Raw genomic sequence first — 23,090 nt, 5'->3', positions numbered from 1 at the left:
CCCCGGACCAGCGGACGTACTGACGATCCCCAGTACTCCGATGACAGGCCGATCGAACCCGCCTCGACCCTGACAGCACCCGTCAACCGGCCCACCTGACAGCTTGATCAACCGACGTGTCGACGGTTCCGACGGGCGCGAACCAGACCCGACCTGTCCCGGCCTGACAACTGCTCGTGGTGTCAGGCCGGACTGTCCCAATCGACGTCTCGGCGCCTTCGCACTGGGCGAGCGCTCATCCTCGACAAGGACATCACCATGGCCACGACCACCCGCACGAAGACGGCCGACACGGCGCTGACCACCGCCGAGAAGGCGTTCGCACTGCTGACCTGCGAACCCGCGCCACTGGCGTTCAACGCCCGCCCGGTGCCCGGCCTCCCGGACGCCACCATGCCGTTGGACGAGCTGCGCACGCTGCTGATGTACCAGCGCTACGACAGCGACACCACCGACGAGCTGTGGCGTCAGCTTGCCCACCACGCCCGCGAATGGGGACCGGCCTGGGTCGTCGGCGCGATCGGCGTGGCGCTGCCCGCGCTGACGCACCTCGCGGCGAAAGTCAGCCGCGGTCACGTCCAGCACGCCGACGACGTCGACTCCGAAATCCTGGCTGGCTTCCTCCAGGCCCTGCGCACGGCGGACCTCGCCCCGCCCCGGCTGTGGCTGCGGCTGTGCTGGGCGGCATGGCGTGCCGGGGCCGCGGTCGTCAAGGACGACGGTGACGAGGAGCTGCCTCTGGACCTGCCCACCGGCTCGCGTTCACCGAGGATGCCCTACGGCCATCCCGATCTCCTCCTCGGCCGGGCAGCCGCCGCCGGCCTGATCACTGCTGATGCAGCCGAGCTGATCAGCTCGACGCGGTTCGGCGACGCGCTTATTGAGCAGCTGGCCGCCGAAGTGGGTGTGACCCCATCGGTCCTGCGGATGCGCCGGCGGCGGGCCGAGCGCATCGTGGCTGCTGCTGTCACACGAGGCGATCTGTCTGGCCCAGCCCGCTCGCTCGGCCGCTGCGACGCCGCCGTTGCGGCCTGACACAACCGCGCTGTCCGCGTACCCGCCTGCAGGCAGTCCCGACGCCACCACCGATGACCTGCTCGTCAAGGCGAGCAACTACCTGCGTCAGTGGCACGCTGGGGGTCCCCCGGTATGAACCGGTCAGCGAGACCCGTTGCCGCCTCGTCCAGGATGACCTTCACCGGCCCACACCCGATACCAGACCCGCTAGACGACATATCCAGTTGCGGCACGGTGAAGGGTATTTCTCTTTGAAGACCGAGGTGCGTGACGACTGACGCCTCAGGGCTTGCGCCTTTCGATCCGGGTCCATCCGGTCCAACCGCGCTCGGCGACCAGCTCCCGTAGCCGCGTGACGGCGGGGTGGGCGGCGTTGGCGAACGAGTCCATCAGGTGCACGAACGCTGCGTCGGGCGTGACCTCGTCCTGCAGGTCGAGTTCCCCGCTGGCGGCGGCCTGTTCGAACAGCTCGCTCATCAGGTCGGCGGTCTCGCGCAGCAGATCCTCGTCGCCCCAGTCGTCCGCGATCCGACCGATGAGCTGGTAGAGCCGGATGACCTTCGGGTTGGCCAGCTGTGCCACCTTGTCGGCCATGAGTTCCGGGATCACCTCCGGCCACCGCGCCGCCATGAGGATCCACGCGTCGCGCTCAGCCTCGACGAGGGCAGCCGGCGCTCCGATGGCCCGCAGGCGGTCCAGGTAGTCGACCACCTCCGCGGGGACAGCCAGCGAGTCGCCGCCGCTGAGCCGCGCGATGCGCCGCCGGTGCTCCTGCAGCTCGCGGATCTGCGTACGCAACCGCCGGTCGATCTCTGTGGTCGCGGCGGCGAACGTCTCCGGGCCGGCGTCGAGGAGCTCGCTGACCCGGGCCAGCGGGACCCCGGCCTCGGCGAGGGTCCGGATCCGGATCAGTCGCACGACCGCCGCCGCGTCGTAGCTGCGGTAGCCGGAGGCGTCACGCTCCGGCTCCCGCAGCAGCCCGATCTGGTGGTAGTGCCGCACCGCGCGGATGGTCACCCCGGCGTAGGAGGCCAGCTGTCCGATGGTCAGCATGGCTTCAGCCTGCCACGACGACCCGTCATCAACTGATGACGCGGCGGTAGATGGTCATGGCGACGCCGTACGCGACGACGAGGAGGCCGGCGCACCAGACGAGGGCGATCCAGATGTCGCCACCGACATGCTGGTGGGCGAACAGGTCGCGGATCGTGTTGACGATGGCGGTCACCGGCTGGTTCTCGGCGAAGGCGCGCACCGGGCCGGGCATGCTCTGCGTGGGCACGAAAGCGGAGCTGATGAACGGCAGGAAGACCAGCGGGTAGGAGAACGCGCTCGCGCCGTCCACGGACTGGGCGGTGAGGCCCGGGATCACGGCGAGCCAGGTCAGGGCCAGCGTGAACAGCATCATGATGCCGGTGACCGCGAGCCAGGCCAGCACGCCGGCGCCCGAGCGGAAGCCCATGGCCAGGGCGACCAGCACCACCACCACGAGGGAGATGAGGTTGGCGACCAGCGAGGTCAGCACGTGCGCCCACAGCACGGACGAGCGTGCGATCGGCATGGATTGGAACCGCTCGAAGATGCCGCTCTTCATGTCCAGGAAGAGCCGGTACGCGGTGTAGGAGATGCCCGAGGCGACGGTGATGAGCAGAATGCCGGGCAGCAGGTAGTTCACGTAGTTGTCCGACCCGGTCTGGATCGCGCCGCCGAACACGTAGACGAACAGCAGCATGAATGCGATCGGCATGATCGCGGTCGTAATGATGGTGTCCGGGCTGCGGCTGATGTGGCGCAGAGACCGCCCCAGCAGGACGGCGGTGTCGCCGAAGAAGTGCCTGTTCATCGAGGGTCCTTGACTGCTTGTGCCGTCGGGGTGGGGGCGCCTGCGGTGCCGTCGCCGCCGATGATGGCGAGGAAGACGTCCTCGAGACTCGGCTGCTTCTCGACGTACTCGACGGTGGCCGGCGGGAGCAGCTGCTTGAGCTCGCCCAGGGTGCCGTTGGCGATGATGCGCCCCTGGTGCAGGATCGCGATCCGGTCGGCGAGTTGTTCGGCCTCGTCGAGGTACTGCGTGGTGAGCAGCACCGTCGTGCCCTGCCGGGCGAGCTCCCGGACGGCCTGCCACACCTCCAGGCGCGCCTGCGGGTCCAGCCCGGTGGTCGGCTCATCGAGGAAGATCACCGGCGGGTTCCCTATGAGGCTCATCGCGATGTCCAGGCGGCGGCGCATGCCACCCGAGTACGTCGACACCTTCCGGGTGGCCGCGTCGGTCAGTGCGAAGCGGGCCAGCAGGTCGTCCGCGATCCGGCCCGGATCCCTCAGGTGCCGCAACCGGGCGACCAGCAGCAGGTTCTCCCGGCCGCTGAGGATTTCGTCGACGGCCGCGAACTGCCCCGTCAGGCTGATCGACTCCCGCACCTTCGCCGCCTGCGTGGCGACGTCGAAGCCGTTGACACCGGCTGTCCCCGCGTCCGGCTTGAGCAGCGTGGACAGTATCCGCACGACGGTGGTCTTGCCCGCCCCGTTGGAGCCGAGCAGGGCGAAAATGCTGCCCCGCGCCACGTCGAAGTCGACGCCGCGCAGCACATGCAGCTGTTTGTATGACTTCTCCAAGCCCTGGACCCGTATCACCGGCCCGGCTGTCTGATGAGAATCGTTGGACATGGCGCCAGCATGCAGGGTTGACGCTGCGTCAAGGTCAAGCCCGGCAGCTAGGCAGGTCGTCGGCACGAATTTTTGGCGGCGTCATGGCCGAGACCGCCCATGGACCCGATATCGGCCACACGGTTTTGGTGCGTCCGGAAGGACTTGAACCTTCAGCCTTCTGATCTGTAGCGCCATTCCCGTGGAATGTCTGTCCGGACAGCATCGATGGCGGCGGCGCAGCGATGCTGCAATCAGCGTCCGAACAAGGGTCGGTCAGCTCCGGAAAGGGCTGATGCGATGCGGGCCGCGCAGGTGGCGTGTTGATCTACGTCGCCACCGATGCCATCACGTGCTGCGCCACGCCCTCTGCGGTGTCGCTGCCGGCGTACACCTTGCCCGCCACCACGAGGCAGAGTGTGGACTCCAGCAAGCAACCCTGACTGCCATCCCCTGGCCGCCGCCCAGGCGTGCGGCCCCAGCAGCTCACTCGGATGGTGGTCGGCGGCGGATGACCAGCAGGGCGATGTCGTCGCTGGCGTGCTCATCGGCGGTGGCGGAAATGATGTGGTCGCACAACGCGTCGGCCGGCCCGGGTTCTATGGCGTTGGTGAGGCGGTCGATACCCGTGTCGATGAGTTCGCCGCGGCGTTCGACCAGTCCGTCGGTGTAGAAGACGAGCGTCGCGGTCGGCGGCAGGTCCAGCACGGTGGTGTGGCGGTTGGTCGGTGGTCGGCCCACGCCCAGTGGCCTGTCGACCGTCAGGTTCATGAGCCGGGCGGGTTGGCCGGGGACGGCCAGCAGTGGCGGCAGGTGTCCGGCGGAGGAGAGGTGCACAGTGGCCCGGTCGGGTGAGATGAGGGCGTAGAGGACGGTGGTGAGGGTGCCGGCTTCGAAGTGGTGGATTTTGCGGTCGAGGGACGTCAGCGCCTGAGCGGGATCGTCGCGGTCGAGTGCGTAGGCGCGTAGCGCGCTGCGGATGCGTCCCATGACGACGGCGGACGGCAGCCCGTGGCCGGAAACGTCGCCGATGACGGCACCGGTCCAGCCCGAAGGCAGCGTGAACACGTCGTACCAGTCGCCGCCGATGCCCAGGTCGTGACCGGGCAGGTATCGGGCGGCCAGGTCCAGACCGGGGATGTCAGGTAGCCGGCTGGGAAGCAGACTTCGCTGCAGGGCCAGCGCGGCCTGCCGGTCGAGGACCTGTGCTCGGGCCCGACCTGCGACGCTGGCTCGGTCGGCGACGAGCTGCAACAGGTGCACATCCTCGGGACCGAAATGGCGCAGGCTCAGAGCGCCGACGTGCAGCACGCCGATGAGGTTGCCGTTGGCGAGCATGGGGACGCCCAGCAGGGCACGCACGCCCGCGTCGAGAAGGATGGGATTGACCACGTCGGCAGGTGTGACGTCGTAGATCGTGACCGGCTGGCGCGTCTCAGCCACCCGTCCGGCGAAGCCGTGCCCGATCCGGATACGGAACCCCCGGCGCACCTCCTCCTCCAAGCCCTTGGCCGCCGTCGCGACCAGTTCGCCGGTGTGGCCGTCGAGCAGCAGGATGGTCGCGGTATCAACCTTGAGGAGATCCCGGACCCGTTCGAGCAGCTCATCCAACAGCTCGGCGACGTTCAGACCTGACAAGGCCGCGTCGGTGATCGCCTCGATGCGACGTAGCCGCTCCTCATTCGTCACAAGCTCGGCTTCGGTCACGCACGCAGCCTAGACGCCGGCACGCCGCCGCTGGCCCACCGGAGGTAGATCAACAAGTGCCGGACCTCGCATTGGCGGTACCTTGGCACATCACATCGGTTGCCTTGATCGTCGGCGTCCGTTCGGCAGGAGCCAAATCGTCCTAACTCGCAGGATCGGTTAAGGTCGGCGGCATACACATCCGGCGACTAGGGGGACCAGTGGCGGAATCGCCGCTCGACCACCTACTCCCCACCGCCGCGGAGCCCTTCCTCTCGACGTCGCTTACCCTTCCGGACCTCACCCGCGTCCGACGCGAGGTCAGGGCTGTCAGTCACCGGTGCGGCCTCGACGATGACCAGATCGAAGACTGGATCAGTGCGGTCAACGAGCTCATGATCAACGTGATCCGGCACGGCGGCGGCCGGGGCACTGTACGCCTGCTACTTCTCAACGGAAGGTTCACCTGCGAAGTCACCGACTACGGGCCTGGATTCAACAACGCTCACTACGTTCCGCGTACCGAGCGGCCATCCCTGTCCGAGACGGGAGGTATGGGGTTATGGGTGGTCGGGCAAATGGCCGACTTCCTCCTGATCGACAGCGGGCCCGCGGGCACCACCATTCGCATCACACCACGCCCCAAGGACACCGCCGGCTGACCGCTTCCTCAAGGTCCCGACAACGCGTTACGGCACGGGCTGTGCCGCCGCGACAGGGCCATGACCCAAGCCGAGCAAGCCGTTCATCGGTGGAGCCAGTGATCCGCTTCGCCGTCACCGCCGGGACCAGACCCGACAAACCCATATCTCACCGGATGGGTCGGGACGTAGGGGATGCTCGTCGGACGAGCAGCCACCGAGCAGCCCAACATCCACGTGGGACGACAATACACAGGGCGGCCTGACCCGCGTTTCCGCAGGTCAGACCCTCATGATCTTGTTCGCCCGAAGGGACTCGAACCCCTAACCTTCTGATCCGTAGTCCGAGGCAGGCCGGGGCGATGAAGTACCGACCGCCGCACGATGACCGTGTCGGGTGCCGATGGCCGAGCGGCTTGCCGGCCGCCGCCTCTGGTGCGGGATCGTGAATGTCTGACCGGGGTGTCAGGGCGTGACAGGCGGGCGGTGGGTTCGATCGGCCTGACAGTCGAGATCTGAGCGGTGCATGTCATCCCTGGCATGCCCGCCCGGTGGGGACCTTCCCTGCGGCGAGGCCAACGGTTCGGCATGGCTGGCGCGGCGTACTGACACCGCAGCCCTTCGCGACGCGCGAGGAGGAGCGCCCCCGACCGAACCGTTGAAGCTTCGCCCTGGTCCCCACCGCGGCGGCCCCACATATCCCTGTGGAGCGCTGCTATGCACCCAACTCTGGCAGTTCTGTCCGACCTCGCCGCTGCTGTAGCACCGCCGGTGGCGGCCCCGAAGAGCATCAACGAGGTCATCTCCAGCGTCACTGGTTGGATCATGGGCATCATCGCGCTGGTCGCGACGATGTTCCTGGTCATTGGCGGCCTGCGGTACATGGCCGCCGGAGGCGATCCGGCGCAGGTCGAGCAGGCCAAGGGCAACGTCAAGTCCGCGTTGATCGGCTATGCCCTCGCGGTGCTGGCCCCGGTGATCCTGCGGGTGTTGCAGGGCATCATCGGCGGCTGAGGCGACTGATGGTCGATTGGCTGATGAACGACCTGGTCGGCTGGCTCGCCGAGAAGATCGTCGAGCTTCTCGGCGGCCTGCTGGCCTTCCTGGCATCGTCTATCTTCGTCACACCTGACGTCACCGTGCTGCCGCAGGTGCAGTCGATCGCCGGTAAGGGCGCAGCGGTTGTCAGCGCCTGCTTCATCCTCGCGATCATCGCCGCGGGTGTCGCGGTGATGGTCGGCGACTCGGTCGAGATGCGCTACGGCGTCAAGGAACTGGTCCCCCGGCTTGTTGTTGGGTTCGTCCTGTCCGCGTTTGCCCTACCGCTGACCGCCGTGGTCATCGACGTGGCCAACGCCCTGACGGTGTCGATGGTCGGCGACTCCGCACCAACGTCCGAGGCGGTCACGTTCGTCCGGGCCCGCTTGGTGTCAGCGATGACCGACGAGAGCGGCGCTCTTCTGATGGTGATCATCGGGCTGCTCATCGTGATGTTGATGTTCATGCTCGTCGGTAGTTGGCTTGCCCGCATCGGGCTGCTGGTGGTCTTGGCCGGGGTCGCGCCGATGGCGTTGGCCTGCTACGCCACGCCGTGGACGCAGGGTGCCGCGCAGCTGTGGTGGCGCACCCTGCTGGGTTGCCTGGCCGCACCGACGTTGCAGGCGGTCGCGTTCTCGGCAGGCATCGGCCTGCTGACGCATCCGGAGTCGAACCTGCCGATCCTGCTCGGCCTGCCCGGCTCGGACGCGGTGAATCTCCTCCTCGTCATCGTCGTTCTTTGGGTCACGATCAAGATCCCCGCAACGATCCGCCGGCACATCAGCCGCGCCGGGTCGCCGAACGTCGGCGGCGTTCTGCTCCGGGCGGTATTCATACAGAGCGTCACCCGTCGACTGCCGATCGGCCGGCTCGGACAAGCCGCGATGCGAGGTGGCCGATGACCAACGAGGACGCTCCCCCGCGCGCTGTCATGCCGACCAACGTCAACGAGCCCGACCGGATCGCGTTCGGGCTGACGTTCCGACAGCTAGGCATCATCGGCGGCACCGGCCTGGCGATGTTCGGTTGCTACCGCACCATCGGGCATCTACTGCCGCTGGCGGCGTGGGTCATCGCGGCAGTCATCGTGTTCGCCGTCGCGGTCGTAGTGGCGCTCGGTCGCCGTGACGGCCTGCCCCTGGACGTGTGGCTGCGACACGGGCTCACCCTCGGCTCTAGTCCGCGAACGCTCACCCCGGGTGCGGCTCGAGCAAGCTCCGTCGCGGTCATGGCCGGCCAACCGATCCTCCCGGCGCCGCTACGCTCGCCAGTCACGGCGATCAGCCCGACCGGCGTGCTCACCAGCGAGGGCAGCAACAAGGTCGTGCTCGCCTGCGGCACGACGAACATCCACCTGCGCACGGGCGGCGAGCAGGGTGCACTGCTGGAGGGGTTCGGCCGGTTCCTGAACAGTCTGACCGGGCCGGCGCAGATCGTCGTGGTCGCGCAGCGGCACGACCTGACCGCCTACGCGCAGACGACCGTCGACCACGCGCCCGGGCTGCCACATCCGGCGTTGCAGGCCGCCGCCGATGACTACGCGCAGTTCCTCCTCGACCTGGACGACGAACGTGATCCGTTGCGCCGCCAGGTCCTCGCGGTCGTCACCGGGGAGCACGCGGCCGACAGCGCCGTTCGCGTCTTGTCCGGGCTCGGTGTCGAAGCTGCCGCGTTGGACGGGCCAGCGGTCGCTTCCGCCCTGGCAGGCGCGGTCGATCCCTTCTCACCGCCGGTGCCCGGCCCGCGAGCGGTGCCCGGCACCCCGATCACCCTACGGAGTACAGGATGAGCCTGCTGAAGGCAACGAAGAAGAGTAGCGCTGCGGCCGGGGAGGGTATGCCGTCCCCGGCCGCGTTGTCGGTCACGCCGTCGTACGTGCAGGTCGGTGACGGGTACGCCGCCACCTACGCGGTGTGCGGATATCCGGCCGAGGTCGGCCCCGCATGGCTGGACCCGCTGCTGTCCTACCCCGCGAGGGTCGACGTCGCCGTTCACGTGGACCCGGTACCGCCGCAACTGGCCGCGCCGATGCTCAAGCGCCAACGTGCTCGCCTGGAATCCTCCCGCCGGTTGGATGCTGACCAGGGCCGCCTCGGTGACCCGATGGTCGAGGTCGCCGCGGCCGATGCCGCCGATCTCGCCGAGCGGGTTGCGCGAGGGGCGGCGAAGCTGTTCGACGTCGGCATCTACGTCACCGTCCACGCCCGCACCCTCGAGGAGTTGGCCGCCGTCGCCGCCGGGGTGAAGTCCGCCGCTGCCAGCGTGCTGCTCGACCTGCAGCCGGCAACGTTCCGCCACCAGCAGGGCTGGATCTCCACCCTGCCGGTCGGCGTGGACCCGCTGCGGGTACGCCGCATCCTCGACACCACCGCCCTCGCCGCGGCGTTCCCTCTCGCCTCAGCGGATCTCGCCGCTCCGGCCCCCGGCGTCGTCGCACCGCCCGAGGGGGTGCTGTACGGGGTCAACACGACGTCCAACGGGGTTGTCATCTGGAACCGGTGGGGGCAGGACAACCACAACAGCGTGGTCCTGGCCCGCTCCGGCGCCGGAAAGTCCTACTTCGTCAAGCTGGAGGTGCTGCGCAACCTCTACCAGGGCACGACCGTGAGCGTGATCGACCCCGAGGACGAGTACGCACCCCTGGCCGAGCACGTCGGCGGCACCGTCGTGCAGCTCGGCCAGCCGGGCGTGCGCGTCAACCCTCTCGATCTGCCCGCCGACAACCGACCCGACACGCTGACCCGGCGCGGGCTGTACCTGCACACCCTGATCGCGGTCATGCTCGGCGCCACACCACCGCCGGCGGAACGCGCCGCCCTTGATCGCGCTATCACCGCCACCTACGCAAGGGCGGGCATCAACGGCGACCCCGGCACGTGGACCAGACCCGCGCCGCTGCTGCGCGACCTGGCCGAGGTACTCGCCGGCGATGACGACCCGGCCGCCGGGCAGCTCGCCGCCCGCCTCGCCCCCTGGACGGTCGGCAACTACGCCAACCTGTTCGACGGGCCCACCTCGACCCGACCCGAGGGCCACCTGGTGGTGTGGTCGCTGCGGCACCTGCCCGACGAGCTGCGCACCGTCGGCACGCTGCTGGCCCTGGACTCGATCTGGACGGGCATCGACACACCAACGGCCGCCGGCCGCCGGCGCCGGCAGCTCGTGGTGGTGGACGAGGCGTGGCTGCTGATGCGCGACGGTGAGGGCAGCCGGTTCCTGTTCCGGATGGCGAAAGCAGCCCGGAAGCGGTCCGCGGGGCTGTGCGTGATCACCCAGGACGCCGCCGACGTGCTGTCGACCGACCTGGGCCTCGCCGTCGTCTCCAACGCGGCGACGCAGGTGCTGATGCGCCAGAGCACGCAGTCCATCGACGCGGTGAGCGAGGCGTTTCACCTGACCGCCGGGGAATCACGGCTGCTGCTGTCGGCGCCGCGCGGCGAGGGCCTGCTCGTCGCCGGCCGCAGCCGCATCCCGTTCCGCGCCGTTGGATCGGCCGCCGAGCACACGATCGCGGTGACCGGCATCGGGGAGGACCAATGACCACCAACCCGACGTGGCCCGCCGACCTCGGCCACTGGATCATCGCCCGACCCTGGCTCGGGTTCCTCGCCGCCGCCGTCATCGTCGGCGCGGTGTTCGGCCACGATCAGGTGCTCGCCTGGCGGCACCGACGGCTCGCTGTCGGTGCAAAATGGCTGACCATCGCCGCCCCACCCGAGGTCACACCGCAGGCCGCCGCCGCGTTCTGGACCACGCTCGTCGGCGTGCTGACACCCTCGGTGTGGCGGCGCCGGGTGTACGGCTGTCCGCACGTCGGATGGGAGTACACCTGGACCGGTCGCGCCCTGACCATCCGGGTATGGGTGCCGGGGACGGTGCCGCCGGGCGCGGTCGAGGCCGCCGTCCGGGCCGCCTGGCCCGCCGCCACCATGACGAGCAGCGACGCCGACGCGCCGATCCCGGCGCAGGTGGGCCAGCAGGTGGGTGGGGCGCACTGGCCGCAGCACACCGACGGGCTGCCGCTGCGCACCGAGCACGACACCGACCCGCTGCGGGCGCTGCTCGCCGCTGGGTCTGAGGTCCGGCACCGCGAACACGCGTGCGTGCAGATCCTCGCCCGCCCGGCACCGGCCCGCCGCGTCCGCGCGGCCCGCCGGGCAGCGGCTGCCACCGGCAGGCATCCCCACGGGCGACCCGACGCGGCCACCCGCGCCGTGTCGGGCGCGGCGCAGCTGGCCATCGAGCCTTTGCTGTGGTTCCTCGACGTGTTCACGCCCGGCCCGTCCCGGCCGCGCAGCCCCGCGTACACCACCGGCCGGCCGGCCGAGCGGGACCCGGTGGCCACCGCCGAGGCCCGCACGGTCGTGGACAAGGCGGTGCGGGTGCCGCACTTCGAGATCGCGGTCCGTTTCGCGGTGGCCACTGACCCGGACCGGCCGGCGGACAAGGAGCGGGCCCGGCAGGTCCGTAGGCGGCTGTTCGACCTCGGCCACACGATCGCCTCGGCGGCCGCGACGTACACCGGTCCGAACCGGCTGCGGCGGATGAAGATGCCCCAGCCGGTGGCCACGATCGCCGGACGCCGGCTGCGGCGCGGGTTCCTGGCTACCGTGCCGGAACTCGCCGCCCTCGCCGCGCTGCCACAAGACCTCGCCGTGCCGGGACTGGATCGGGCGCGGGCCAAGGCCGTGCCGCCGCCCGTGCAGGTGCCTTCGGGCGGACGGGGCGTGAAGGTGTTGGGCCGGTCGCAGATCGGCCATCACAGCGTGGGCCTGCGGGTGACCGACGCGCGCCAGCACGTGCATGTGGTCGGCAAGACCGGCGTCGGCAAGTCCGCGCTGCTGCTGAACATGATCCTCGGCGACATCAAAGCCGGACGCGGAACGGTGGTCATCGACCCGCGAGGAGACCTGATCACCGACATCCTCGACCGTCTCCCCGCCTCCCACGCGAAGAAGATTGTGATCATCGATCCGGATCAGGAGAACCCGGGCTGCTTCAACCCCCTCGACGACCAGGGCGACCCGCACCTGGCCGTGGACAACCTCGTCGGGATCTTCGCGAAGATCTTCCAAGGGCAGTGGGGACCCCGCATGGACGACACCATGCGGGTGGCGTGCCTGACGTTGATGCGGCACGCGAAACCCACGTTGAGCCTGGTCCCGTCGCTGCTGCAGGACCGCCAGTTCCGGGCCCGGTTCACCCACGGCCTGGACGACCCGGACGGCCTCGGCGGGTTCTGGCTCTGGTACGACGGCATCAACGAACAGTTCCGCGGTCAGGTCATCGCTCCCGTCCTCGCCCGGCTGCGGGCTTTCCTGTTGCGTGACTTCGTCAAGAGTGTGATCGGCAACGCCCACTCGTCGTTCGACATGGGCACGGTGCTCGACGGCGGGGTGCTGCTGTGTCGGCTGCCCAAGGGGATCCTCGGTGAGGAGACCAGCCGCATTCTCGGGTCGATGATCGTCGCCCGGGTGTGGCAGGCCGCCATCGCCCGCGCCACCATCGCCGAGGGCCAGCGCAAAGACGCCTGCCTGTATGTGGATGAGTGTCAGAACTTCCTCACGCTGCCCGGCAGCGTCGCCGACATGCTGGCCGAAGCCCGAGGGTTCCGGCTCGGGCTGGTGCTGGCGCACCAGGACCTGGCGCAACTGCCCAGGGACCTCGCCGCGGCGGTGTCGGCCAACGCGCGCACGAAGCTGTTCTTCACCGTCGACCCGGCCGACGCCCGCGAGCTGTCCCGGCACACCAAACCCGAGCTGGACGAGCACGACCTCGCCCACCTCGACGTCTACACCGCCGCCGCGCGACTGCTGGTCGGCAACCGGGAGCTGCCCGGCGTCACCGTCGTCACCAACCCGCCGGCGCCGGTCGTGGGTGAGGCGACCGCGATCCGACAGGAGTGCGCCGCCGCCCACCGCCACGCCGGCGGTGAGCCGCCGATGCAGCAGCTCGCCCGCACCGCGATGAAACGGCGCAGGGCCGACCGCGAACGCTGACCCCCGGCGGCTCGTTCCAGGGCTCGGCCGGGTGCGGCACTGGGGGCTCGTTTGGGGGCGTCTGCGACACGCAACCCCAAACGAGCCGTGCTCGCCCCGACTGTCAGGTGCCTGGCCTGCGCAAACCTGACCCGCCGCAGGCCCGCCCGCACGATCGACTCATCCAGACTCCCTCCGGGACTCTCTCTCCACGGGGTGAACCCACCTATGCCGACATCGCGTTCTCCTGGCCTGCTGACCATCTACCCCCACATCACCAGCCGTGACCGCCTGCTGCTCCACCTCCTCGACGACCACCAGGTCCTCACCACCGACCAGATCCACCGCATGCTGTTCCACGCCCAACGGACCTGCCAGCTCCGGCTGAATGAACTGGCCACCCTGGGCCTGCTGGACCGGTTCCGATTCGCCCGCGACGGCGGCGGCAGCCACCCCTGGCACTGGACGCTCGGCCACCACGGGCACCGGTTCCAGGCCGCCGCCCACCACCGGCCCGAGCCCACCCTGCGCGCGACCCGCCAAAGGCTGCACCGGCTGTCGGCCAACCCCCGCCTGCACCACCTCCTCACCGTCAACGAGTTCTTCGTCCGGCTCACCGCGCACACCCGCCAGCATCCCCACGCGCGGCTGGACCGGTGGTGGTCCGAGACGACGACCACCCAACAGTTCCGGACGATCACCGCTGACGGACACGGCCTGTGGAGCGTCGACGACACCACGGTCGGGTTCTTCCTGGAGGCCGACACCGGCACCGAACCGCTGGGGCGGGTAGTGGCCAAGCTCGACCGGTACGCGCAGCTGATCCGCCGCGGCGGCCCCCGCTACCCGGTGCTGTTCTGGCTCGGCAGCGAGCAACGCGAAGAACACCTGCACCAGCTTCTGTACGGTCGGCGTGGCGATGTTCCGGTCGCGACGGCCACCCACCCCACCAACCCCGCCGACGCCGTCTGGTCCCCGGCCGGCGCCACCAACCGGGTCCGGCTTACCGAGCTGCCCAGCCATCACGGGCAGCCCGTGGCGGACAACCCGAACTACGACGATGCCGGCACCCTCGTTCTCTGACAGACCCTGACAGCCGCTCACACCGTCCTCGCAGTGCAGGTCAGAGCCACTTTCGTGACTCCTGACAGGGGCCGGTTCTGTCAGGTCACCCCGCTACGGTGTGGCTTCTTCTTATCGCTCGCACCGCCGCCCGTCTGTCCTTCCCTGGATCTGCCCGCGCCAGCGGGATCACCCACAGCCCACCCCTGCGAGTCGGCTCGTGATCCACGCCCGCGCCCGTCACGGCAGCTCTGGCGGTCCAGACCCCGGCGATCCGGTGGCACCCGCATCCACCCATGCCAATCCCCACGCCCTCGCGAAGGGAGCACCCTGCCATGCCCATGCCGCCCACCGACCACGTGGTCACCGTCTGCTTCGCCACCGGTGAAGACGCCGACTGGTTCGCCGCCTCGGAGAAGATCAACGACGTTCTGCACACCGACGGCACCCCGGCCCGCCGCTACCGCGTCCGCCACCGACGCCTCATCGGCTGGCTGACCCGATTCCTCGGCTACCACCTGCTCGACGCCGCCCGCCGCTTCGGCGCGGTCACCATGGCCGCCGGCGGCCGCAAGAGCCGCCTCGACCTGACCGGCACCGCCGCCAAGGCCGCCCACGACGCCTCCCGGCGCTGGCGTGCCTGGAACACCCACATCAACGCCACCACCAGGCCCGCTCACCCCTGGGAGGACTACCTCGCCCAACACCACGCCGACCCGGCCAAGGTCACGGTCGCCGAGGCCCGCCGCCGCTTCGAGCAACAGCCCCGCGTCCTGGCGATGCTCGCCCACAGCTTCAACCCGTACGAGCTGTCCGTCTACCAGGCAGGCGAAGCCACCTACGTCGGGCTGCACTGGCGCATCGCCCTGATCGGCGACGCGCTGATCACCACCGACGGCCGGCTACTCATGCCCGCCAGCGACTCCGTCGCCGACCGGTTCCGCTTCCTCAACGACGCCTGCGCCTACCTGCGTGGCCTGCGCTCCAGCGCCCGGCTGTGCGCCGTCACCATCGCCTAGCTCCCCTACCGCCTCAAACACCCCAAGACCGGTCGCAGCCCCGCTGCGACCGGCCTTCGCCATGCCCCCACACCCTCGCCTGTGAAGGAGATTCCCCGGTGTTCCTGACCGATCCCGCGCTGCGGCGCATCGCCGCCGACACCAACGAAGTCCTACCCGAGCACCTGTGGCGCCACGACACCGCCACCCTCGACCCTCTCGGCGACCTCGCCCGCGTCCTGCACAAAACCGCCCGCGAGTTCACCGACAGCAACGCCGCCCTCGACCACGCCCTTGCCCGCGTGGATGAGCTGACCGTAACCGCCCGGCACGGGCTGGCCGCACGAGCCGACCTGCACATGGCCGGCTACCACCAAGCCCTCACCGACGCACTCGCCGCACGCGAACGGCACACCGTCCTCGGGGCCGCGCTCGTCACCGCCTACCGCGCCTGGCGCAACCACCGGCAGATCAGCAGCAGCGACGAGCGGCACGTGCTCCTGCAGCGCAGCGACCCGTCCCATGGCGTGGCGACGCTGCGGCTCACAGACCAGCGCACCTGGCTGGTGGTGCCCGACGCGGAGGCCGCCAGCGCCTTCGGCATCCCTTACCCGGACCGGGTCGTCGGCGAGGTCACCGAGACCGACCAGGGGTGGGCGCCGACCGCGTACACCGATCCGCAGCATCGCCAGATCACGGTGGGAATGGCGTACCCGCTGCCGGTGTGTGACGACCTCGCCTCGGCCTGCCGGTCGCTGCTGCGCTGGTGGCACCTGCGCCACTCCGACGCCTGGCACAGCCGCACCCCCGCTCAGCTCACCCCGGCCGAACTCACCCACCTGTCCAGCTAGGAGCAGAGCATGCTGCACCGCGACGTCATCGGCCGATGGGTTGCCCGCGCCACCGGTCGCACCCTCGACCAGCACGCTGCCGACCCCATCCCCGCCGCCGCGCACCTTCCCGAAGCCGCCGCCACCCTGCGGCACCTGCGCACCGAGCTGCTGCTCACGGTGGACCGGCTGCGCACCATTCTGATCAACGAAGACGACCTGAACGGCTCCACCAGCACGGTCGCCGGCCCGGTGGAGACCATCAGGGAGCTGGCCCGCGAGTACCGGTACGCCCGCAACTGGATCGACACTCTCATCGGCGACGAGGCGCGGGCCGCGTACGCCGAAGCGAACCCGGGTCGGTCGGTGCGGCGGCGCTACGTCAACCCCGGTGACACGGTCCTGGTCGTCCTTCCACACACCGACTCCTGCCGCCGGCAGAACCTCGCCGGACACGCCACCCACATCACCGTCGGCACGTCCGACGCCAGGCTCCGCCCGCCCAGCAGCGTCAACCCGCTGCGGCTGACCCACGTCGACGCCGGGATCTACCGCGACCCGACCGAGGACCGCCTCTACATCCTGCAGGCCGCCGCTGACGAGGCCGTTCCCGGCCGCTGACCGGCCGGCGCGGCACCACCCCGCCGCCACGACCACCGGGCCGCACCTGAGCAGCACGGCAGCGCACGACGTCACGCGCCTGCCGCGCTGAGCGCTGCCCGCGACCCGGCGCACGACCGCCCGGCACACCACCGTGCCGGGCGTCCCACCAGTTCCCGAGGAGGGAAAACCCTGATGGAACACCTGTCCCTGACGCCTGCCACGCAGGCCGTCCTCGACGCTCTGACCGATCTCGGCCAGGGCACCGTCCACGAGTTGGCCGACCGCTCCGGCAAGGCCCGCTCGACCACCGACAAGGCGATCAAGGCCCTGGCTGACGCCGGTGTCATCGTCGCGGTGGACACCGACGCCGACCAGGCCGAGGGCGCCCCAGTCCGGTGGACCCTCGCCGCGCCGCCCGACGCCACCGCCCTCACGCCCGCCGACACAGTGGACGAGGCCTGCATCGGCGACCCGGACTCCGACGACGACGCTGACCACCCGGACGCCGAGTTGGGCGACCAGCCCACCGATACGGTCAACGGCGCCGACGTCGAGGGCGAGAACGACCGACCCGACGACGGCAGCGACGACGCCGCCGGCACGCCGGACACTGAAACGACCGACCAGCCCGGCAGCCAGATCGACAACGACGACGCACCCGCCGACGGCGCCGACACTGGCGAAGAGGAGCAGGCACCCACGGTCGCCGCTGTGCAGGCCGCTCGCCCTGGTGACCGCAAGGTCATGGCCATCAAGGGTGTCCTGGCCGACTACGGCGACGACGGCGCGACCCTGGACCTGATCGTGGCCGAGAGCGGTATCAGTCACCCGAGCGCCTCCCGGCTGCTGACCGCGATGGAGCAGGCCGACGCTGCCCGCCGGCTGCCCGGCCCGCCGGAGCGGTGGATCGCCGGCCCGACCAAGGCCAGCGAGGTCGACCCGAACCCGCAGCCGCGCCGCTGCCCGCTGTGCTACCAGGTCATCCGCGGCCTGGCGGCCGCGCCGAGCGCCACGGCGGCGGTGCTGCCCCTGATCCGGCCGGACGGCACGCTGCACGTCGTCGCGCCCGACGGCGCCACCCACGTCGTCACCCTCCCCCGGCGCAGGCCGCCGCGCGCGCCGGGCCTCACCGCGAGCGTGAGCCGCCGCAGCGACGCGACCGCCAACGCCGACGGCAGCCCGCCGTTCGGTCGGGGTGAGCTGGAGAAGCTGACCCTCGACGTCCTGGCCGCGAACCCGGGCCGGGCGATGAGCCCGCAGGACATCGCCACCGCCATCAGCGGACAGCTCGGCCGCGCGGTCAGCTCCGGGGCGGTGCGCAACAACTGCACCAAGGCCGCCGCCACCGGCCGAATCATCCTGGTCTCCGACACACCGCTGACCTTCGCCTACCCCGCGCCGGCCGACACCGGGACCACCACCGGAGCCGGCGCGGACGGCACCGGGCAGGCAAGCGACGACACCACGCAGTCCTGACCCGGGGCCGCCGACGTCACCCCGGGGGCGGGCCACCGCCCGGCCCCCGGGGACCCGCTCGCAGGGAGAAACCCCATGCCCGATGTCCGGCAGCTGTCTGACCGGGTGTTGGACTACCTCGCCGAGAGGGCGGCCATCCGTTGAAGCCGCACGAGATCGCCCGCGGCATCAACGCCGCCCTCGACGGGCGGCGCATCGGCGCCAGCGCCGTCACCATCTGCTGCCTGCACGCCGCTGCCACCGGTCACCTCATCCAGGTCACCGAAGAACCGATGGCGTTCGCCTACCCCACCGGTCCGATCACGACCGCCGAAGGCCGCACCGACCAGTCCTGATCCGCACCAACCCCAACCCATCGTGGGGGCCGAGCGCATGCGCTCGGCCCCCACGGAACATCCGAGGAGAAACCCGTGCCACACGAACTCGAGACGTTCGCCGACGGAACGAACGCCTTCGCCAGCGCCCGCCTGTCGGCCTGGCACCAACTGGGCACCGTCACCCAGGACACGATGAAGGCCGAGGAGATCATGGCCGCCGCCCGGCTCGGTGACTGGGGCGTGCGGACCATCCGCACCGTCGGCATCGACATCGTCAACGGCGTCGAGGTGCAGATTCCCGCCGACGACAAGCGGATGACCGTGCGCCGCAACCCCGTCACCGGTGATACCGAGTACCTGGGCATCGTCGGCACCGACTACACGGTGGTGCAGAACGAGCAGTGCGCCGAGATGCTCGACCGCATCGTCGACCAGGTGGGCGGCGCCCACTTCGAAACCGCCGGAAGCCTGCGCCGCGGCAAGAGCGTGTTCGTCACGATGAAACTGCCCACGGCGATGGAGATCGCCGGGGTGGACCGGCTGGACCTCTACCTGATCGGCACGACCTCGCACGACGGCACCGCCGCCCTGCGGGTCGACGCCAGCCCGATCCGGGTGGTCTGCGCGAACACCCAACGCGCCGCCTTCGCCCACTCGGTCGGGCACTACACGTTCCGGCACACCTCCAACGTCAACTCCCAGATCAGCCAGGCCCGCGAGGCGCTCGGCCTGATGTGGAAGTACATGGAGACCTTCGAGAAGGCAGCCGAGCGGATGCTCCAGACCGAGCTGACCATGCGCGAGTTCGAGAAGGTCGTCGCCGAGGTGTGGCCGGTCAAGGACACCGCGTCCGAGCAAACCAAGAACAACGCCAAGCAGCGCCTCGGCACGCTCAAGTACCTGATCCGCGAGGCCGACACCCAGAAGGCCATCGCCGGCAGCCGGTGGGCCGGCTACCAGGCCATCACCGAGTACCTCGACCACTACCAACCCGCCAAGAACGAGACCGCCCGTGCCCACCGGGTGCTCACCGGCAACGTCGGCGAGCTGAAGGTGGCCGCCTTCGACCTGCTGAAGGTCTGACCGCACCTTGATCCGTCGGGGGGGCGGGGCCCCCCCCCCCCCCCCCCCCCCCGGGCCCACCCCCCCCCCCCACCACCCCCGCCCCCCCCCACCCCCCCGGCCAACACCGCCCGGGCCCCCCCCACAGCCCCCCCCCCGGCGGGGGGGGGCGGGGGGGGGCCCCCCCCCCCGGGCGCCCCCCCCCCCCCCCCGGGGGGGGGGGGCCCCCCCCCCCCCCCCCCCCCCCCCCCGACCCGGATGGAACGGACACATTCATGGCACTGCCGAGCACGACCGAGCGCGGATCAGACCGGACGGGCCGCCCATGATCGGCCACATCCGTCACCCGCGCGACCTTCGACAGTCGGTGTGCGGACTGCCCGCTGCCGACGTTCAGCGATGGGAAACCGAAGACCCGCCGCGCATCGAGTCCACCTGCGAGGACTGCTACACCCTGCTGCCCGAAGCGCAACGACCCGACGACGCCCACCACCCACCCGGAGACCCCGCGCTCATCGACACCCTGCGGCGCATCGTCGCCCACCGACAGCACGCCAAGATCGACGGCGTCCTCGTCGACCTATGGTCGGCCAGCGTCACCGTCCTCATCTGGAAGCAGCTCCGGCACAACCAGCGGCAACGGCTGCTGACCATGCCGTCGCACGAGTTGATCCTGCGCTGCATCGCGATCTACACGCGCATCACCGCGACGAAGGACCACCAGTGACCGGGCCCCGCCTACCCCGGCGGTTCCCCTTCGGGGCATGGGTGTTCTCAATCGACGCCGCGCAGGCGCTGATCGCGGCCTGGCCCCGCGACACCCAGCCTTTGGACGCGCCCGCTTAAGCCGCCGCGACTGCCTCGCCCATCTCGACAACGCCAACGCGTGGCAACCAACCTCATCGGACCGACCAGCACCGCCCTCAGCCGGACCTACGCCATGACCACCGACTCGACCGTGCCGGAGAACGCAGAACAGGGACGCGAGTACAAGAACGGGCCCGGCAGGTGCGCCAACACCTGTGATCCGGGCCCTTGACGGACGCAGGAGGTCCGCCCGCTGTGAGCGTAGAAGCTGTGTCCTGGGCGCTGAACGATGCGCCAGACGTACCCCCCGCATGCCTGGCTGTGCTGATCGGTCTCGCCAATCACGCGCACGCCAACGGCCGAGCCGCGTACCCGTCTCAGGAGCGGTTGGCGCACTACTCCCGGAAGTCGACCCGCTCGGTTCGCACGGACCTGGCGACGCTGGAACGGCTCGGGATCATCCATCGTGGCGATCAGCGGCACGTCGCCCACCTGCCGACCGACCGTCGTCCGGTTGTCTGGGATCTCGCAATGGAGCGTCGGCGCACCCTGCCCACGTCGCTCGACCGGTTCGCCGAGCCGCAGCCTGGTCGACCCAACGAGGTGCCCGAGCCTGTGGATAACCGGCCGGAAGCTGGCTTCCCCCCGGTATCGACCGACCGGAAGCACGCTTCCGAGCGACCGGAAGCAGGCTTCCGCACCGGCCGGAAGCGGGCTTCCTACGAACCGTCCTTGAACCATCAAGAACCATCCCCGCGCAGCCGCTCCCTTCGGGGCGGCGCTGCACTGCCGACCGATCCTCGCGCCGGGCAGTGCCCCAAGCACGTGGGATCTCCCGCCAACAACTGCGGACCTTGCCGCAGCGAGGCGATCGGGGGTGCGGCGTGAACGACACCGCCATCTACGCCGTGGGCCTGGTCCTGATTGGCGGACCGTCGTGAATGCTCGCGCCGTTCGTCATCGTTTACCGGCTGGCAGCGTCAGGTGATCCGGCTCGGTGTACCTGCTACGGCTGCACTGGCGGCGGCTCAGCCCGAGCACGTCGGCTCACTGGTCGGCTCGGCTGCGGTTGTCGTGAGCTACCGGCTCAGGCGCAAGCGGACCATGCGCTGGTTCAACCGCGAGTACGTCGCGCCGGTCCAGGCTGCTCTCGCCCCGGCCGTGGGCTTGCAGACCGGCGTGCGGCGGCCTGTGCATGAGACCCATCAGATCCAGGCGGGCCTGCTCCTCCGCCACGCGGCACCCCAACCGTTCCGCCCCGAACCGATGACGGCCTGATACCACTCAACCCCCCGCACGCCTCGGAAACCGCCCTACACAGCGGCCTCCGAGGCGTGCGCGGAGACAGCCGTGCAGGTGCCACTGCCTGGCCACCTGCGCCAGCCAACCCATGACCCTGCTCGCCCCACAGATCAACGGCGCCGTGTTCCTCGACGTCACCAGGGCCCTCTGGTACGTGCCCAGCATGGAGCCCGACCACTGGGACTGGCGCTACGCCACCTGCGTCAACGTGGGCGACCCGCTGTTCCCGGCCAGCATCCTGATCGCCGGCTTCCTCCGCGAGACCCACGCCGGACTGCTTCCTCTTCTGTACCACCTCTAGAACGCACCCCTGCCGCGCGGCGTCCGGCCGCGCACCGCACGCAGACCGGTCCTTTCTCGCTATCCCGAGAGGTCATCACCATGACGAAGATCGTCATCGGCGTCGTTACCGTCGTCGTCATCGCCTGCTTCGGCCTGCCCCTCCTACTGCTGTCCTCCGTCACCGGCGGCGGCCCCGGCGGATGCGCCGTCGCCGCCGCGCCCGCCATACGCCCCTCCGGGCAGCCGCCCGGCGCCGACCGATGGGACACCGAGCAACTCGACATCGCCGCCACGATCATCGACGTCGGTGTCGCCAAAGGCGTACCCCGCTGGGGCTGGATCGTCGCCGTCGCCACCGCCATGCAGGAATCCGGCCTACGCAACCTGCCCCACCTCGGCGAGAACAACGACCACGACTCCATCGGCGTCTTCCAGCAACGCCCCAGCCAAGGCTGGGGCACCATGGCGCAACTGTCCGAACCCGCCTACCAGGCCGGCACGTTCTTCGACAAGCTCCAGACCGTGCCCGGCTGGCAGACGATGCCGCTCACCCAAGCCGCGCAAGCCGTCCAGGTGTCCGCCTTCCCCGACGCCTACACCAAGTGGACCGACGACGCCCTGCACCTCGTGGAGCAGTTGACCAGCACCCTCGCCGACTGCGCAACCGACGCCCTCGACGCGCTCCCCGCCGGGTTCGCGTTACCCGCCACCACCCCGCCCGCCGTCGCGACCGCCATCGTCTGGGCCGTAGGCCAGCTCGGCACGCCGTACCACTTCGGCGGCTCCTGCACGGATCCGCACTCCGGCGACCCCGACAAACAGTGCGACTGCTCTTCGCTTATGCAATCGGCGTACCGGGCGGCTGGCATCTCCATCCCACGCATCACCATCGACCAGGTCAACATCGGAAAGCCGGTGGCAAACCCGGCGCTCCTGCTACCTGGCGACCTCGTCTTCATCCCCGGCAGCCACGGCACCCTGACCAACCCCCGCCACGTCGGCATGTACATCGGACAGGAATTGATCATCCAGGCGCCAACAACCGGCGACATGGTCAAGATCTCGCGGCTGAGCGACTGGTCCGGCCAGATCGCCGCCATCAGGCGGGTTCTGTTGTGACAGCGTCGGCTCCAGCCTCGATCCCGCCTGGCGCTCCATCCCGCCGACCGCGCTCAGCGGATCGCGGCAGATCCGGATACCGCTCCACACTGGCCAGCAGCTGACCAAAGGTCGGCAAATCGCCTCGATGCGGTTAGCCCGTGTTTCGTAAGGCCCAGAGGTACTGGTTGATGGCGGCGATGGTGAGGGTGGCTTCGTAGCGCACGGCGAGTTTGTCGTAGCGGGTGGC

Annotated in this window: 23 protein-coding genes; 19 read left to right on the top strand and 4 right to left on the bottom strand. The window is 70.1% G+C overall.

The genetic code is table 11. The features are described from left to right. Nucleotides 1-258 precede the first annotated feature (258 nt). On the top strand, nt 259-1,035 hold the full coding sequence (locus ACIBR0_RS26205) for a hypothetical protein (RefSeq protein ID WP_396719989.1): 777 nt from the start codon (nt 259-261) through the stop codon (nt 1,033-1,035). Between the two features lie 264 nt (nt 1,036-1,299). Here the strand turns inward: ACIBR0_RS26205 and ACIBR0_RS26200 are convergent, their stop codons facing one another. From ACIBR0_RS26200 to ACIBR0_RS26185, 4 genes are all read right to left on the bottom strand, one after another. Next, complete coding sequence (locus ACIBR0_RS26200; protein WP_396719987.1) at nt 1,300-2,070, bottom strand: MerR family transcriptional regulator; 771 nt, start codon at nt 2,068-2,070, stop codon at nt 1,300-1,302. 28 nt (nt 2,071-2,098) lie between these two features. Beyond that, entirely contained in the window at nt 2,099-2,860 is a 762-nt protein-coding gene (locus tag ACIBR0_RS26195) for an ABC transporter permease (protein WP_396719985.1), read from the bottom strand. Beyond that, nucleotides 2,857-3,681: an ABC transporter ATP-binding protein gene (locus tag ACIBR0_RS26190; RefSeq protein WP_396719983.1), complete on the bottom strand. Its 825-nt coding sequence runs from the start codon at nt 3,679-3,681 to the stop codon at nt 2,857-2,859. The genes ACIBR0_RS26195 and ACIBR0_RS26190 overlap by 4 nt, the downstream gene beginning before the upstream one ends. Nucleotides 3,682-4,146: 465 nt before the next feature. Continuing rightward, nucleotides 4,147-5,367: a PP2C family protein-serine/threonine phosphatase gene (locus ACIBR0_RS26185; RefSeq protein ID WP_396719981.1), complete on the bottom strand. Its 1,221-nt coding sequence runs from the start codon at nt 5,365-5,367 to the stop codon at nt 4,147-4,149. A gap of 200 nt (nt 5,368-5,567) precedes the next feature. On the opposite strand from ACIBR0_RS26185, the gene ACIBR0_RS26180 reads away from it, so the two are divergent. The 18 genes from ACIBR0_RS26180 (at nt 5,568) to ACIBR0_RS26095 (ending at nt 22,861) form a co-directional block, all read left to right on the top strand. Beyond that, complete coding sequence (locus ACIBR0_RS26180) at nt 5,568-6,008, top strand: ATP-binding protein (protein ID WP_396719979.1); 441 nt, start codon at nt 5,568-5,570, stop codon at nt 6,006-6,008. A gap of 696 nt (nt 6,009-6,704) precedes the next feature. Continuing rightward, on the top strand, nt 6,705-7,001 hold the full coding sequence (locus ACIBR0_RS26175) for a pilin (RefSeq protein WP_396719977.1): 297 nt from the start codon (nt 6,705-6,707) through the stop codon (nt 6,999-7,001). A gap of 8 nt (nt 7,002-7,009) precedes the next feature. Continuing rightward, nucleotides 7,010-7,927 carry a hypothetical protein gene (locus tag ACIBR0_RS26170; protein WP_396719975.1) on the top strand — a complete coding sequence of 306 codons (918 nt, stop codon included), beginning with the start codon at nt 7,010-7,012 and terminating at the stop codon, nt 7,925-7,927. Beyond that, nucleotides 7,924-8,814 (top strand): PrgI family protein, encoded by an 891-nt coding sequence (locus ACIBR0_RS26165; RefSeq protein WP_396719973.1) that lies wholly within the window; start codon nt 7,924-7,926, stop codon nt 8,812-8,814. Before ACIBR0_RS26170 ends, ACIBR0_RS26165 begins: the two co-directional genes overlap by 4 nt. Then, a complete protein-coding gene (locus tag ACIBR0_RS26160) occupies nt 8,811-10,565 on the top strand; it encodes a VirB4 family type IV secretion system protein (protein ID WP_396719971.1) in 1,755 nt (584 codons plus the stop codon). The genes ACIBR0_RS26165 and ACIBR0_RS26160 overlap by 4 nt, the downstream gene beginning before the upstream one ends. Further along, nucleotides 10,562-13,024, top strand: a complete 2,463-nt coding sequence (locus ACIBR0_RS26155) for a type IV secretory system conjugative DNA transfer family protein (RefSeq protein WP_396719969.1) — start codon at nt 10,562-10,564, stop codon at nt 13,022-13,024. Before ACIBR0_RS26160 ends, ACIBR0_RS26155 begins: the two co-directional genes overlap by 4 nt. Before the next feature lie 207 nt (nt 13,025-13,231). Then, complete coding sequence (locus ACIBR0_RS26150; protein ID WP_396719967.1) at nt 13,232-14,086, top strand: replication-relaxation family protein; 855 nt, start codon at nt 13,232-13,234, stop codon at nt 14,084-14,086. A gap of 314 nt (nt 14,087-14,400) precedes the next feature. Further along, nucleotides 14,401-15,084 (top strand): hypothetical protein, encoded by a 684-nt coding sequence (locus tag ACIBR0_RS26145; RefSeq protein WP_396719965.1) that lies wholly within the window; start codon nt 14,401-14,403, stop codon nt 15,082-15,084. A gap of 98 nt (nt 15,085-15,182) precedes the next feature. Further along, on the top strand, nt 15,183-15,914 hold the full coding sequence (locus tag ACIBR0_RS26140) for a hypothetical protein (RefSeq protein WP_396719963.1): 732 nt from the start codon (nt 15,183-15,185) through the stop codon (nt 15,912-15,914). A 9-nt stretch (nt 15,915-15,923) separates the two neighbouring features. Then, on the top strand, nt 15,924-16,514 hold the full coding sequence (locus ACIBR0_RS26135) for a hypothetical protein (RefSeq protein WP_396719961.1): 591 nt from the start codon (nt 15,924-15,926) through the stop codon (nt 16,512-16,514). A gap of 174 nt (nt 16,515-16,688) precedes the next feature. After that, nucleotides 16,689-17,972: a MarR family transcriptional regulator gene (locus tag ACIBR0_RS26130; protein ID WP_396719959.1), complete on the top strand. Its 1,284-nt coding sequence runs from the start codon at nt 16,689-16,691 to the stop codon at nt 17,970-17,972. Nucleotides 17,973-18,112: 140 nt separating this feature from the next. Further along, nucleotides 18,113-18,307 carry a hypothetical protein gene (locus ACIBR0_RS26125; protein WP_396719957.1) on the top strand — a complete coding sequence of 65 codons (195 nt, stop codon included), beginning with the start codon at nt 18,113-18,115 and terminating at the stop codon, nt 18,305-18,307. 75 nt (nt 18,308-18,382) lie between these two features. Beyond that, complete coding sequence (locus tag ACIBR0_RS26120; protein ID WP_396719955.1) at nt 18,383-19,372, top strand: DUF932 domain-containing protein; 990 nt, start codon at nt 18,383-18,385, stop codon at nt 19,370-19,372. Between the two features lie 304 nt (nt 19,373-19,676). Beyond that, the gene (locus tag ACIBR0_RS26115) at nt 19,677-20,078 is read left to right on the top strand and encodes a hypothetical protein (RefSeq protein WP_396719953.1); all 402 of its coding nucleotides are present in this window, start codon (nt 19,677-19,679) and stop codon (nt 20,076-20,078) included. 335 nt (nt 20,079-20,413) lie between these two features. Then, on the top strand, nt 20,414-21,046 hold the full coding sequence (locus ACIBR0_RS26110; protein ID WP_396719952.1) for a helix-turn-helix domain-containing protein: 633 nt from the start codon (nt 20,414-20,416) through the stop codon (nt 21,044-21,046). 186 nt (nt 21,047-21,232) lie between these two features. Continuing rightward, on the top strand, nt 21,233-21,436 hold the full coding sequence (locus ACIBR0_RS26105; RefSeq protein WP_396719950.1) for a hypothetical protein: 204 nt from the start codon (nt 21,233-21,235) through the stop codon (nt 21,434-21,436). 112 nt (nt 21,437-21,548) lie between these two features. After that, nucleotides 21,549-21,761, top strand: a complete 213-nt coding sequence (locus ACIBR0_RS26100) for a hypothetical protein (RefSeq protein WP_396719948.1) — start codon at nt 21,549-21,551, stop codon at nt 21,759-21,761. Nucleotides 21,762-21,841: 80 nt separating this feature from the next. Next, complete coding sequence (locus ACIBR0_RS26095) at nt 21,842-22,861, top strand: C40 family peptidase (RefSeq protein ID WP_396719946.1); 1,020 nt, start codon at nt 21,842-21,844, stop codon at nt 22,859-22,861. Nucleotides 22,862-23,090: the final 229 nt, after the last annotated feature.

Origin of the sequence: Micromonospora sp. NPDC049497 (genome assembly GCF_044465805.1) — a bacterium.
GTDB lineage: Bacteria > Actinomycetota > Actinomycetes > Mycobacteriales > Micromonosporaceae > Micromonospora.
This window is presented reverse-complemented; position numbering and strand designations above follow the sequence as displayed.